Source organism: Blastococcus sp. SYSU D00813, from assembly GCF_054050735.1.
On sequence record NZ_JBJGZX010000039.1, the window covers coordinates 32,252 to 42,570 of the forward strand.

Here is a 10,319-nt window from a genome sequence, read left to right on the forward strand (position 1 = left end):
CATGAGCAAGTGGTTCGCGGCCTGCGGCGTGGTCCTGGCGATCGGTCTCGCGGTGGGCTTCTGGCCCCACTCGACGGACTCCAGCTACTACGACGGGCTGAAGTGCGGCTCGGCCTTCGTTCCCGACGAGTCCCCGTCGGGGACTCAGACGAACTTCTGGGAGACCGAACTCGGTTTCGGCGACCAGACGCGAGAGTCCTATGCGGACCGTGCTGCCTCGTGCAGTGATGTGCTTGGCCCGGCTCGAGCGGGTGCCCTGTCGCTGGTGTGCTTGGCCGCGGCCGGCGGCGCTCTGGTGGGCCTGCGGAGCCTCGCGGTCGCGAACGCGGATCTCGCGGCTGTTCACGCCGACCTCGCTGCGACAGCAGACGAGGACGAGTACGTCGAGGACGAGGACGAGTACGAGGACGAGTACGAGGACGAGGACGAGGGTCGGGACGACGCTCGGGAGGCCTATTGGCGGGCTCGAGGGTGGGTGCCAGCCGAGGAGGTCGACGGCCCGCCGCCGGGCTGGGTGCGCGTCGACGGCAATTGAGCAGGTCCGCGCCGTAGCGGTCGATGGGGGCGCACCTCGTAGCGCGCCTACCCGCCCACCGAAACCCGCTCGTGCAGCCTGCCTGGCATGGTCGAGTACGCCGACTTCTACGTCCTGATCGCCACCCTCTCGCCGGTCTTCCTGTTCGCCGGGCTGGTCTGGCACTACCGCTTCATGGCTGACAAGCCGAGAGGTGGCCGGGTGTCGCGGACGAGCGCTGTCGTCATCGCGCTCGTGCTGGGGACGGTCGGGTTGACCTGTCTCGCGCTGCTCTGGCTGTCGCTCATGGCACTCGGCGGCATGTGGGTGGTCGACGAGGTGAACCGCACCAGGATGCTCACAACTCTGCTGGCCCAGGCAGCCGTAACGGTGGCTCTGGGCGTCTGGGATGCCGGACGGGGCCAGGGGAGTAGTGAGTAGCTCGGTCAAGCTGTCCTCCCGAACAGGTCGAGTTGCTCTGCCGGCGATGCTTCCGGTGGAGTGACAGAAGTCCGTTCGGCCAGCCACTGCGCTTTGAAGGCGGCGTTAGCGGCCCGGCAGCGGGCGCAGTCGCCGTGCACGCCAGCGACGTAGGCGGCCCGGGAGTGGTCGACCTGCACCTCGACGCGGGTGGCGGCGAACAACTCGTCGGGCTGACGGTCGAGGTCGGCCCGTTCGGCGGGGGTGAGGCCGCCCCACACCCCGTGCTGCTCACTCTCGGCCAGCGCCAGCTGCAGGCACCGGTCGCGGGCGGGGCAGCCGCCGCAGCCGGCCTTCGCCGCCTGCACGGAGGCGGGGTCGGTGCGGAACCAGCCGTCCGGGTCGCCGGCACAGGGCAGGCCGGTCACAGCGGCGGGTCCGCGGGTTCGTAGCCGCCACCGGTGAGCCGCACCCACCGCCCCCGCACCTGCACCGGCTGCGCGGCCGGGTCGGCGTAGGCGGACACGATCCACCCGAAGTGCATCGCCAGCGCCGGCTGCCGGTGGGCGGCGCCGTGGCAGCCGGTGGTGCCGGATCCACACAGGTGCAGCAGGTTGTGGACGGCGTGCGGGTCGTCGCCGACGCCCCGCCTCCGCCGGTGGTGCACATTGCCGGCCGGGCCGAGGCAGACGCCGTCGATGGCGGCTTCGCAGCGGCCCCCTGAGCGGGCCGCCACCGCCTCGCGCGCGGCCTGGGGGATGTCCGAGCCGGGGGTGGTGGGCTTGGGGCGGGGCTGGGCGGGCTGCCGGGGCGCCACCTGTCGGGCCAGGGGCGTGCGGCGGGGGAGTTGCAGCGGGCCGCGGGCCAGGCCCACCTTCCGCGGCGGCACCGGCGTCCGTCTCACGCCGCCCGCCCGGTCGCCTGCCTCCAGGCGTCGAGGATGTCCCGCGACACCAGTCCGATGGCCGGCACGGCGATGCCCTGCTGCCGGGCCCACGCCCGCGCCTGGGCGTGCACCCCGCTCCCCGTGGCCTTGGCCGGCTTCCCGCCGTGCAGCTTCGCCTTCGCCTCCGCGAGCTCCCGCTCGAGCTCGGCGATCCGCTCCAGCGCCTGCTCCTTGGCGTCCCACTCGGCCAGGACGGCGTCGAGCTCGGTGAGCGCCTTCGCGGCCTTCTCAGCGGCCCGCCGCACCTGCGGGACCTTCGACTGGCGGGCGGCGGCGATCTTGTCCTTGGTGCTGTCCATGGGGGTCCCTCTGCGCGAGTAGGGGAGGTCGGTCTCCCCGTGGCGGATGCGGATGACGGAGCGGGCGGTGATGCCCAGGAGCTCGGCGGTCTGGTTGTCGGAGAGGCCGCGGCGCTCGCAGAGCCGCACGGCGGCGGCGACCTCGGCCCGGTTGAGGCGGATGGCGCGGTCGCCCTTGCAGGCCCGCTCGACGGCGATCTCGTCGACGTCGTCGCTCACCGCTGGGCCTCCGGTCGGCTGCCGCGCTTGGCCGCGACGGCGGCCCGCGCCTCCGCGAGGGCGGCCTTGGCGACCGCCGGCGGGGCGGTGCGCGGCCTGGTCGGGAGGTCGCTGGCCAACTCCGGGTGAACTCGCCAGCCGCGGGACTGCAGCCACTTCACGAGCCGGGCCGCGGCGTCGGCCGGCTCGTCGACGCCCAGGTGCTCGAGGCGGTCGGCGATGGCCCGCTCAGTGTTGGCGACCGCGGCCGCCCTCTCCGGGCTCACCGTCCCCACCTCTCGACGCGGATGACCTTGTCGTCGCGGTCCTCGCGCGGTCGTGACTTGCGTCGGTTTGGGAGTTCCACGTTGGTGATGGGTTGGTGAGTGGTTGGTGCATGGGTTGGTGGGGTGCAGGAGGTGCCGGTGATCGCGGCACCAGGTGCCGGTGTTCCGGAACGACGTGCCGGTGATCCGGCATGACGTGCCGGTGATCCGGCATGACGTGCCGGTGATCCGTGGCCCTCGGCGGGCTCATCACCGGCAGGGTGTGCCGGTGATCCATCCCCATCACCGGCAGCACGTGCCGCTGATCGGGGCGCGGCACCGGCACCAGGTGCCGCTGCTCCCGAACGATCACCGGCACCAGGTGCCGGTGCTTTCTCGTCCGGGGGCAGCAGCATCACCCGCTCCAGCAGGTCGTCGGGCACCGTCAGCCGGTGCTCGTCGGCCAGCGCCCGCCGGCCCGCCCGCGACCCCTCGACCGTCCGCTCCACCAGGCCGACATCCCGCAGCGCCTTCAGCGCAGCACGCACCGACCGGTCCGACAGCCCCGTCACCGCCGTCAGCCGCGCCACCCCGGGGTAGATCGACGTCCCGTCAGCGTTCGCGTACGTGGCCATCGTCAGCGCCACCAGCTTCGTGGGCGCCGTGAGCTGGCACCGGCGCACCAGGCGCTCCCACTCGTACCGGTCGACCCCATTCAGCACCGGCCCAGCGTCACGCCGCTGTGACAACCGCCCGGGCGAACCACCCGGACCATCAGGCGACCCGGTCGTCGGCGATCCCCGCGGAGTGCCGGATCCGCAGCACATGCCGCTCCGACAGCCCCACCCGCGCGGCGATCTCGGCCGGGTGGACGCCGGCGGCGGACAACTCCCGCACCAGCTGCGCCCGCTGCGCCTTCTCCATCTGCGCCGCCGACCGGTACTGCGGCGGCTGCGGCAGCCCCAGCCGGTCCCGCATCTTCCGGCGCTCCTGCTCCGTGGTGCCCGCCCAGATGCCGTACTGCTCCGGCGCGGTCAGCGCCCACTGCAGGCACAGGTCCCGGAACTCGCACGGCCCGCACAGGCCCTTCGCGACCCCGGCCGCCCGCAGCGCGTTCTGCGGCTCCGGGAAGAACAGCTCCGGGTCGACCTGCCGGCACACCTGGGTGCCGTCGAAGAACGGCGCCTGCAGCGGCGCCCCGTCGTTGGTGGTGGCCGCGGCTCGGCCCTGTCCCCGTGCATTCACTGGTGTCTGTCCCCCTGACAGTTGGCCCGTCCGTGGGCCGTGCGCCCCTCCGTGGGCGTCGAGCTACATCCCGGTCGCGTGGTGCGGTGCAGGGCTCAGGAGGCGCCCCCCGGGGTGAGCTGCAGCCGCCGCGCGGCGATCGCCTCACGCACCAGCCCGTCCGCCTCCGCCGTGGGCTTCACGGTCAGCACCGGCTCACCGGTGCGGCACTCCACCCCGTCCACGGGGATCAGCTCCCCGGTGTCGGGGTGCAGCCAGCCGCCGTGCTTCTTCACGGAGTCCACGAGCGCAGCCACGAACGACGCGCGCACGTCTTCCCGCGCCGGCACCGTCACCAGCTCACTGGGGGCGTGCTCGGCGACCCACTCGATCAGCGCGTCTGGGTCGGCGATGCCCCATGACTGCCGGGCCTTGGTGAGCTGCACGAAGCCGAGGACGGACTGCTTGTCGTCGGGGTCGGCGAGGCCGGTGACCCGCTCACCGACGACCAGGTCCCCGGCCGCGGCCGCGCGCAGGTCACGCTCCTCGGCGGCGATCCAGTCCTTCACCACGCGCAGCGCCAGCAGCCGCGACGCCAGGTCCCGGGCGGTCACCACGTCCTCCGAAGGTCGTTCACGACCGCCTGGGCCTGGTTGAGGGTGGCCAGGTCCTCGGCGTCGAGAGCGTCGTCGTCGTAGGTCAGGACGGCGGTCAGTGCCTCGTCCAGCGCGCGCATCCGCGCGGCGCGGGCGTTCTCCTCGGCTGCCAGCTGACGGTCGAGGCGCTCGCGCACGCTGTCGTAGACGCCGCCGGTCACCGGACACCCCGGGCGGTGAGGGTGGCCAGCAGCTCCTCGGCGAGGTCGCGGGCCTCGTCGCGGCCCCACACCCGCCAGGCGAGGAACCGGCCGATCCGCTGCGGCTCGGCGACGTGCCCGACGAGCCGGTCCGCCAACGCCTCGACCTCCGCCGACGTCCCGTCCGGGACGACCCGCAGCCGGGCCGTCACGCCGCCACCTGCTCGGGCGCCGGGCGGCCGGTGAACACCTGCAGGGTGAACGGCTGCCCGTGCACCTCCGCCGGCCCCTGCCGGTCGTAGTTCACCCACTCCGGGTCCGCCTCACCGGGCAGCCCGAACGCGTCCGCCAGCGCGTCGACCGCGGCCGTGTCCCCGGTCTCGAGCTGCACCCGCACCTGCGGCGGCTGCATGTAGGTGATGACCTGCACGCCGCAGGGCCGCAGCCCCATGTGCACGCACGCCTGGCTGACGGACACGAACAGGTCCTGCATGAGGTCGGCGTGCTCGAGCGCCGTCGACGGGTCGGTGATTGTCATGCTGCGGCTCCTGCCTGGGTGGGGGTGGTGAGCTCGGCGCGGCGGGCGGTGACGACCTCCCGGACCGCGGCGAGTTCGTCGTCGGTGAGGTGGCCGGACACGGCCATGCGGGCGATGCGGGTCAGCTCGTCGCCGTTGGCCGCGGACTGCGCCTGGGCGATCAGCTCGTCCGCTGGCGGCGCGGCCGGGCGGGCCGGGGCGCGCTCGTAGGCGGTGGCGTCGGGGTCCGGCTCGTCAGTGGGCAGCGCCAACGCCTGCAGCAGGGCGGTGCGGTAGGCCACGCTCATCGCCTTCGCCGTGGCCTTGTCGCCGGAGTCCATCGCCTCCCCGGCGGCCTGCGCCGGGAGGCTGTCGCCCTCGGGCCCGTGGAAGGTGTAGGTGCACACCACCCGCACGTGGCCCATCAGCGTGCGCTTGGTGCCGACCTCGACGGTGCTGTAGTCGATCGAGTCGACGCGGGGGCTGACGACCACCTTGTGCTTGCGCAGCGCCGGGCCGACCGCATTGAGGACGGCGTCGATGCCGCGGAAGTTGAAGCCCTGGGCGGCGTTGCGGTCGCCCTTCTTCACGGCCTGCACGTCGTGCATGACCTCGGCGAGCGCCTCGTAGATGGTGGTCACGCGGCGGCCTTCCGCGGGGCAACGAGCACCTGGCCGCGGTGGCAATCGCACACCTTCACCCAGCGGGTGCCGGAGCGGAGCACGTAGCCCGAGCAGGGCTTGGGGGCGCTCACGCGGCGTCCCGGTACAGCAGCTCGAGGCGGCGCACCTGCTCCGCCGGCGGCAGCACCGCGAGCGGCAGGGTGTCGAAGGCGTCGCCGAGGACGTCCAGGCCGGCGTCGGCCGGCTCCGCGGCCGCTGTGGTGCGGCGCAGCAGCTGCCCCAGGCTCGGCGCCAGCAGGACCGCGGCCAGCAGCCAGGCGCCGCCGACCATGCACACCCAGTCGTAGGCGGTCACAGGTGCGACCCCCACGCGGCGGCGTCCCGCATCGTCTGCACGACGACGTCCGCGGACTCCTGCTCGTCGTTCCACGCGCCCACGAAGGGGCCGGAGTCCTCCGGCTGCACGTAGCCGACCTGCAGCGCCAGGTACGCCTCCAGCAGCCACACGGCGTCGTTGGCCAGATGCCGGCGCGGGTCGAGCGGGTGGTGCACGAACGCCGGGTCGACGTCGACCGACGCCGGGTCGACCACCGCGGCGATCGCGCCGAGGGCGCACCGGCAGGCGCCGTCGCCCTGCGCGTAGAAGCCCTTGCCCCAGTGGCCTGGCTGCTCGAGGTAGTCGGCCGCGGCGTACAGCACGCCGGGCGCCGTGGTCGGGGGAGAGGCCGTAACCTGCATCAGATCGAACTCCTGTCGTAGGTGGGTGGTTCGGTCGCATGACGACCCGTCCGCTTCCACCGGGCGGGTCGTCGTCGTTGCGGGGTGAGTCAGGACGCGAGCGGGACGGACTCGCCCCGCTGGGCGCGGATCAGCGCCTCGATCTCGGCCACCGACGGGCCGCCCGGCTCGTACGCCTCGAGGGCGGCGGTGTGCGGGTCGAGGGAGTCCCGGCGGGCCACGCCGGCGGCCAGGGCCCGGCCGGCCTCGGCGAGCGCCTCGGCCGGGGCGGTCACGCCATGCCCCCGGGGAGCACAGCCAGCGGCTGCCGAGGCTGCGGCCAGTTCCCGTGCAGCCACGCCAGGCCCTTGCCGGTCACCCGCACCTGCGTGGTGATCGTCGGCTCGCCGGTGTGCGGGTGGTCGTAGGTGCGGGTCCGCACGGACAGCCGCCCGTTCTCGATGGACCGCTGGTAGGGCTTGCCGCGGTAGTCGACCCAGCCCAGGTCCCGCAGCGTCCGCAGGAGCCGGTTCTGTCCGGTGTCGATGCCGTGGTCGCGGGACAGGATCTGCGCGGCCTCCCGCAGCGAGTAGTCGCCGTCGGCGGTCATGAGCGTGTCGGCGACCGCGGCCCGCGGCTCCAGCTCGGCGATTTGCTGGTCCTTGGCCTCCATCGCCTCGGCGATCTGCCGCAAAAACGCCGGCCCGATCTCGGGCACCGCCGGAGCGGTGCCGTAGGAGCCGGTGCGGCGGATGGTCGGCAGGACCTCGTGGGTGACCCAGCGGCGGAAGGCCTCGGCCTCGGGCCGGCGGCTGGTGAAGATCAGCCGGTACAGGCCCGCCTCATTCACGATCAGGCGGCCCGGGCCACCCTCACCACTGGTGATGGTGCTCTTCTCGTCCTCGGCGAGACGACTGACTGCCTGACTGACGTTGGGGAGGTCGAGCACCGCGCAGACGCCGCCGGCGACGAACCACGGCTCACCGTCGGCGCCGACGACGACGCGGACCTCGTGACCGCCGAACTGGTACGGGGCGAGCTGGGCGGTCATCGGCCAGCCCCGACGGGCTCCCGGACGGTCTCGCGCGCCTCGGGGATGACGTAGGTGATGGCGTCGAGCGGGACACCGAGGCGGTCGGCCAGGGCGCGCATGACGTCGGGGGCGGGTTGCTTGCGCCCGGCCTCGATGTTGGACAGGTAGCCGGCCGAGATCCCGGCGGTGCGAGCGAGGTCGCCGTGCTTGATGCCGACGGCCTCTCTGATGGCCCGGATGGCTGATCCGTTGGCCCGTCGGAGTGACATGAGGACACTGTAGGAAGGAACAGGAAGCAACGTCAAGGTGGAGCAGGAAAGAGACTGAACCAGCGTGTCACCAGGGCTTTTGCCTGGCTTACATGCCTGTTGTTTCCCTCCGCTCGGGCCTGTTTCCTATGGCCACGCCGTTTGGCTTTCCTCTAGTTGCCTGGGAGTGTTCCGGCCGTGTCCACACCGCTTGCCATGCGCATCCGCGAGGCACGCGAGCGCGCCGGCAAGACGCAGCAGTGGGTCGCTGCCCGCGTCGGCGTCTCCAGCAGGACCTTCGGCAACTGGGAGCGCGGCGAGTCCGTGCCCCGCAACCGCCTCGCCCGCCTGGAGCAGGTCCTCGGCGTGAAGCTGCGCGACCGCGGCGACCAGGAACCCGGCGAGGCAGGAACTGTCACACCCGCTCCGCAGGATCCCGAACCCTCGGCCGATCTCCCCGTCGGTGCGGGGGTGGACCCAGTGGATATCAGCCACCTGAGTCCAGAGGACCAGGAGTACGTGCGCGGCCTCGTCAAGAGGCTCGAACGACAGCGGGGGGACGACAGGGGTGGCGAGCAGGTATGACCCGTGGGCGGATCTGGAGCGGCGCGGCGACATCGACCTGTTCCTCGACGAGCTGCCCGACGGCAAGGGGCACGCGTGGTGGCTCCCATGGCTGCGCCTGATCGTCCTGCGGGCCTCCCTGGCGCCGGTCGAGCAGCGGTGCGCGCTGGCGCACGAGTTGGTGCACGTCGACCACGACGACCGGCAGGTCGCCCACATCGGCCCCGACGGGCCGCGGATGGCCCGACGGCAGGAGACCCGCGCCGACCGGGAAGCCGCCCGCCGGCTGCTGCACGTCCGGGACTTGGCCGCGGCGATGCTCACCCACCCGCGGAACCCGCAGGCCGTCGCCCACGAGCTCGACGTCACCCTGCCGGTGCTACAGCTGCGCCTGGAGACGCTGCGCCCCTCGGAGGAGACGTGGCTGCGGCAGGAGCTGGCCGGCTGTGACCACGCGGCGTAGCAATCTCCGGGCGGTCCCGCAGACCGCCCCCCGGGCGGTGCTGTACCTGCGGCAGTCGGTGTCCCGGGACGATTCCATCAGCCTCGAGCTACAGGAGACCGCCTGCCGCGACTACTGCGCCCGCCGCAGCTACACCGTCACCGAGGTCATCGCCGACCCCGGCATCTCCGGCCGCACCTGGAACCGCCCAGGCGTGCAGCGCACCCTCGACCTCGTCGAGAGCGGCGCCGCCGACGTCATCGTGCTGTGGCGCTGGTCCCGCCTGTCCCGCTCCCGCAAGGACTGGGCCGTCGCCGTCGACCGCGTCGAGGTCGCCGGCGGCGCGATCGAGTCCGCCACCGAACCCGTCGACGTGTCCACCGCCGCTGGCCGGCTGCAGCGCGGCATGTTGGCCGAGCTCGCCGCCTGGGAGTCCGAGGTGAAGGGCGAGCAGTGGAAGGAGACCCACGCCCGGCGCCGCTCCAAGGGCCTGCCGCACGGCGGCGGCTACCGGCCCGGCTACCTGTACCTCGAGGACAAGACCTACGCCCCCGACCCGGAGACGGCGCCGCTGGTGGCCGAGGCGTACCGGCGGTTCATCGACGGTGTCGGCCTGCGCACCCTCGCCGAGTGGCTCACCGCCGTCGGCGTCCCCTCACGCGCCACCGGCACCGCCTGGACCCACCGCGGCGTCGGGTCCCTCCTCGACAACGGCTTCGCCGCCGGCCTCCTCCATGTCCACGACCCCACCTGCGGCTGCCGCAACGCCGACACCTGCCGCCGCCGCACCTGGATCGACGGCGCCCACCAGCCGGTGATCACCGCGAAGACGTGGACCGCGTACCGGCGGGAGCGGGAGCGCCGCGCCACCACACCCCGCCGGCTGCTCACCCCCACCACCACGCTGGCCGGGCTCGTGCGCTGCGGCGCCTGCGGCTACGGGATGCGCGTCAAGCAGTCCCGCGGCCCCGGCGTCTACTACAAGTGCGAGACCGCCGGCTGCCCGCAGCCCAGCTCCGTGGTGAAGGCCCGCGCGGAGGAAGCCGCGCTGCAGTGGCTCACCGCCTACGCCCACGACGTGGAACACCACGCCGCCCTCGACGTCTCCGACCAGGCCGCCCGCGTCGCCGGCAAGGCCGCCGTCACCCGCCTCGCCCGGGCGGTCACCCAGCTCGACAGCGAGCTCACCAAGCTCACCCGCGAGTACACCCGCGGCGTCATCCCCGAAGCCGCCTACACCGCCACCAGCGCCCAGCTGGCGGAGGAGCGCTCCATCGCCCAGGCCGCGCTGGACCAGGCGATCACCAGCACCCCGCCGAACCTGCCGAGCCGCCGCGACATCGCCGACCTCGTCGCCGACTGGCCCACTGTCGCCGTCGCCACCCGCAACCGCATCTGCCGTCCCCTCCTGCGGGTCGTCGTCACCCGCGGCGCCTGGCGGTCCGACGTCCAGGTCGTGCCCGCCTGGGAGTGGCAGCCGCCCTTTTGACCTTCTCGGCACGGTGCTGTTCG

The 10,319-nt window shown here is 73.3% G+C and carries 21 protein-coding genes; 5 read left to right on the forward strand and 16 right to left on the reverse strand.

The window, feature by feature from the left end; all coding sequences use genetic code 11:
• Window position 1 precedes the first annotated feature (1 nt).
• Window positions 2–535, forward strand: coding sequence for a hypothetical protein (locus ACI8AX_RS20095; RefSeq protein ID WP_456551631.1), 534 nt, complete (start codon window positions 2–4; stop codon window positions 533–535).
• Window positions 536–622: 87 nt separating this feature from the next.
• Entirely contained in the window at window positions 623–955 is a 333-nt protein-coding gene (locus ACI8AX_RS20100; protein ID WP_456551632.1) for a hypothetical protein, read from the forward strand.
• A gap of 5 nt (window positions 956–960) precedes the next feature.
• Here ACI8AX_RS20100 and ACI8AX_RS20105 read toward each other — a convergent pair whose 3' ends face one another.
• From ACI8AX_RS20105 to ACI8AX_RS20180, 16 genes are all read right to left on the reverse strand, one after another.
• Entirely contained in the window at window positions 961–1,362 is a 402-nt protein-coding gene (locus ACI8AX_RS20105; RefSeq protein WP_456551633.1) for a WhiB family transcriptional regulator, read from the reverse strand.
• Window positions 1,359–1,838 (reverse strand): hypothetical protein, encoded by a 480-nt coding sequence (locus ACI8AX_RS20110; RefSeq protein WP_456551634.1) that lies wholly within the window; start codon window positions 1,836–1,838, stop codon window positions 1,359–1,361. The genes ACI8AX_RS20105 and ACI8AX_RS20110 overlap by 4 nt, the downstream gene beginning before the upstream one ends.
• Entirely contained in the window at window positions 1,835–2,398 is a 564-nt protein-coding gene (locus ACI8AX_RS20115; RefSeq protein WP_456551635.1) for a hypothetical protein, read from the reverse strand. Before ACI8AX_RS20115 ends, ACI8AX_RS20110 begins: the two co-directional genes overlap by 4 nt.
• Complete coding sequence (locus ACI8AX_RS20120; RefSeq protein WP_456551636.1) at window positions 2,395–2,664, reverse strand: hypothetical protein; 270 nt, start codon at window positions 2,662–2,664, stop codon at window positions 2,395–2,397. Before ACI8AX_RS20120 ends, ACI8AX_RS20115 begins: the two co-directional genes overlap by 4 nt.
• Window positions 2,661–3,365, reverse strand: coding sequence for a helix-turn-helix domain-containing protein (locus ACI8AX_RS20125; RefSeq protein ID WP_456551637.1), 705 nt, complete (start codon window positions 3,363–3,365; stop codon window positions 2,661–2,663). The genes ACI8AX_RS20120 and ACI8AX_RS20125 overlap by 4 nt, the downstream gene beginning before the upstream one ends.
• Window positions 3,366–3,417: 52 nt before the next feature.
• Window positions 3,418–3,888 carry a WhiB family transcriptional regulator gene (locus ACI8AX_RS20130; protein WP_456551638.1) on the reverse strand — a complete coding sequence of 157 codons (471 nt, stop codon included), beginning with the start codon at window positions 3,886–3,888 and terminating at the stop codon, window positions 3,418–3,420.
• Between the two features lie 95 nt (window positions 3,889–3,983).
• On the reverse strand, window positions 3,984–4,481 hold the full coding sequence (locus tag ACI8AX_RS20135; protein WP_456551639.1) for a hypothetical protein: 498 nt from the start codon (window positions 4,479–4,481) through the stop codon (window positions 3,984–3,986).
• Window positions 4,478–4,684, reverse strand: a complete 207-nt coding sequence (locus tag ACI8AX_RS20140; RefSeq protein WP_456551640.1) for a hypothetical protein — start codon at window positions 4,682–4,684, stop codon at window positions 4,478–4,480. The genes ACI8AX_RS20135 and ACI8AX_RS20140 overlap by 4 nt, the downstream gene beginning before the upstream one ends.
• Window positions 4,681–4,875, reverse strand: coding sequence for a hypothetical protein (locus ACI8AX_RS20145; RefSeq protein WP_456551641.1), 195 nt, complete (start codon window positions 4,873–4,875; stop codon window positions 4,681–4,683). Before ACI8AX_RS20145 ends, ACI8AX_RS20140 begins: the two co-directional genes overlap by 4 nt.
• A complete protein-coding gene (locus tag ACI8AX_RS20150; RefSeq protein WP_456551642.1) occupies window positions 4,872–5,201 on the reverse strand; it encodes a hypothetical protein in 330 nt (109 codons plus the stop codon). The genes ACI8AX_RS20145 and ACI8AX_RS20150 overlap by 4 nt, the downstream gene beginning before the upstream one ends.
• Window positions 5,198–5,821, reverse strand: a complete 624-nt coding sequence (locus ACI8AX_RS20155) for an ERF family protein (RefSeq protein ID WP_456551643.1) — start codon at window positions 5,819–5,821, stop codon at window positions 5,198–5,200. The genes ACI8AX_RS20150 and ACI8AX_RS20155 overlap by 4 nt, the downstream gene beginning before the upstream one ends.
• Before the next feature lie 109 nt (window positions 5,822–5,930).
• On the reverse strand, window positions 5,931–6,158 hold the full coding sequence (locus ACI8AX_RS20160) for a hypothetical protein (RefSeq protein ID WP_456551644.1): 228 nt from the start codon (window positions 6,156–6,158) through the stop codon (window positions 5,931–5,933).
• A complete protein-coding gene (locus tag ACI8AX_RS20165; RefSeq protein ID WP_456551645.1) occupies window positions 6,155–6,541 on the reverse strand; it encodes a DUF6197 family protein in 387 nt (128 codons plus the stop codon). Before ACI8AX_RS20165 ends, ACI8AX_RS20160 begins: the two co-directional genes overlap by 4 nt.
• Window positions 6,542–6,630: 89 nt before the next feature.
• Window positions 6,631–6,816 carry a hypothetical protein gene (locus tag ACI8AX_RS20170; protein ID WP_456551646.1) on the reverse strand — a complete coding sequence of 62 codons (186 nt, stop codon included), beginning with the start codon at window positions 6,814–6,816 and terminating at the stop codon, window positions 6,631–6,633.
• On the reverse strand, window positions 6,813–7,571 hold the full coding sequence (locus tag ACI8AX_RS20175; protein WP_456551647.1) for a phage antirepressor KilAC domain-containing protein: 759 nt from the start codon (window positions 7,569–7,571) through the stop codon (window positions 6,813–6,815). Before ACI8AX_RS20175 ends, ACI8AX_RS20170 begins: the two co-directional genes overlap by 4 nt.
• Window positions 7,568–7,822, reverse strand: coding sequence for a helix-turn-helix domain-containing protein (locus tag ACI8AX_RS20180; RefSeq protein WP_456551648.1), 255 nt, complete (start codon window positions 7,820–7,822; stop codon window positions 7,568–7,570). Before ACI8AX_RS20180 ends, ACI8AX_RS20175 begins: the two co-directional genes overlap by 4 nt.
• Window positions 7,823–8,017: 195 nt before the next feature.
• On the opposite strand from ACI8AX_RS20180, the gene ACI8AX_RS20185 reads away from it, so the two are divergent.
• From ACI8AX_RS20185 to ACI8AX_RS20195, 3 genes are read left to right on the forward strand one after another with little or no spacing between them, the layout of a single operon-like run.
• Window positions 8,018–8,386 carry a helix-turn-helix transcriptional regulator gene (locus ACI8AX_RS20185; RefSeq protein ID WP_456551649.1) on the forward strand — a complete coding sequence of 123 codons (369 nt, stop codon included), beginning with the start codon at window positions 8,018–8,020 and terminating at the stop codon, window positions 8,384–8,386.
• Window positions 8,370–8,828: an ImmA/IrrE family metallo-endopeptidase gene (locus tag ACI8AX_RS20190; RefSeq protein ID WP_456551650.1), complete on the forward strand. Its 459-nt coding sequence runs from the start codon at window positions 8,370–8,372 to the stop codon at window positions 8,826–8,828. The genes ACI8AX_RS20185 and ACI8AX_RS20190 overlap by 17 nt, the downstream gene beginning before the upstream one ends.
• The gene (locus ACI8AX_RS20195; RefSeq protein ID WP_456551651.1) at window positions 8,812–10,296 is read left to right on the forward strand and encodes a recombinase family protein; all 1,485 of its coding nucleotides are present in this window, start codon (window positions 8,812–8,814) and stop codon (window positions 10,294–10,296) included. Before ACI8AX_RS20190 ends, ACI8AX_RS20195 begins: the two co-directional genes overlap by 17 nt.
• Window positions 10,297–10,319: the final 23 nt, after the last annotated feature.

Bases quoted from the DNA above. Each gene is read 5' to 3' on its own strand.
- ACI8AX_RS20150 (WP_456551642.1), bottom strand. From the start codon at position 5,201: ATGACAATCACCGACCCGTCGACGGCGCTCGAGCACGCCGACCTCATG.
- ACI8AX_RS20100 (WP_456551632.1), top strand. From the start codon at position 623: ATGGTCGAGTACGCCGACTTCTACGTCCTGATCGCCACCCTCTCGCCG.
- ACI8AX_RS20175 (WP_456551647.1), bottom strand. From the start codon at position 7,571: ATGACCGCCCAGCTCGCCCCGTACCAGTTCGGCGGTCACGAGGTCCGC.
- ACI8AX_RS20095 (WP_456551631.1), top strand. From the start codon at position 2: ATGAGCAAGTGGTTCGCGGCCTGCGGCGTGGTCCTGGCGATCGGTCTC.
- ACI8AX_RS20180 (WP_456551648.1), bottom strand. From the start codon at position 7,822: ATGTCACTCCGACGGGCCAACGGATCAGCCATCCGGGCCATCAGAGAG.
- ACI8AX_RS20165 (WP_456551645.1), bottom strand. From the start codon at position 6,541: ATGCAGGTTACGGCCTCTCCCCCGACCACGGCGCCCGGCGTGCTGTAC.
- ACI8AX_RS20185 (WP_456551649.1), top strand. From the start codon at position 8,018: ATGCGCATCCGCGAGGCACGCGAGCGCGCCGGCAAGACGCAGCAGTGG.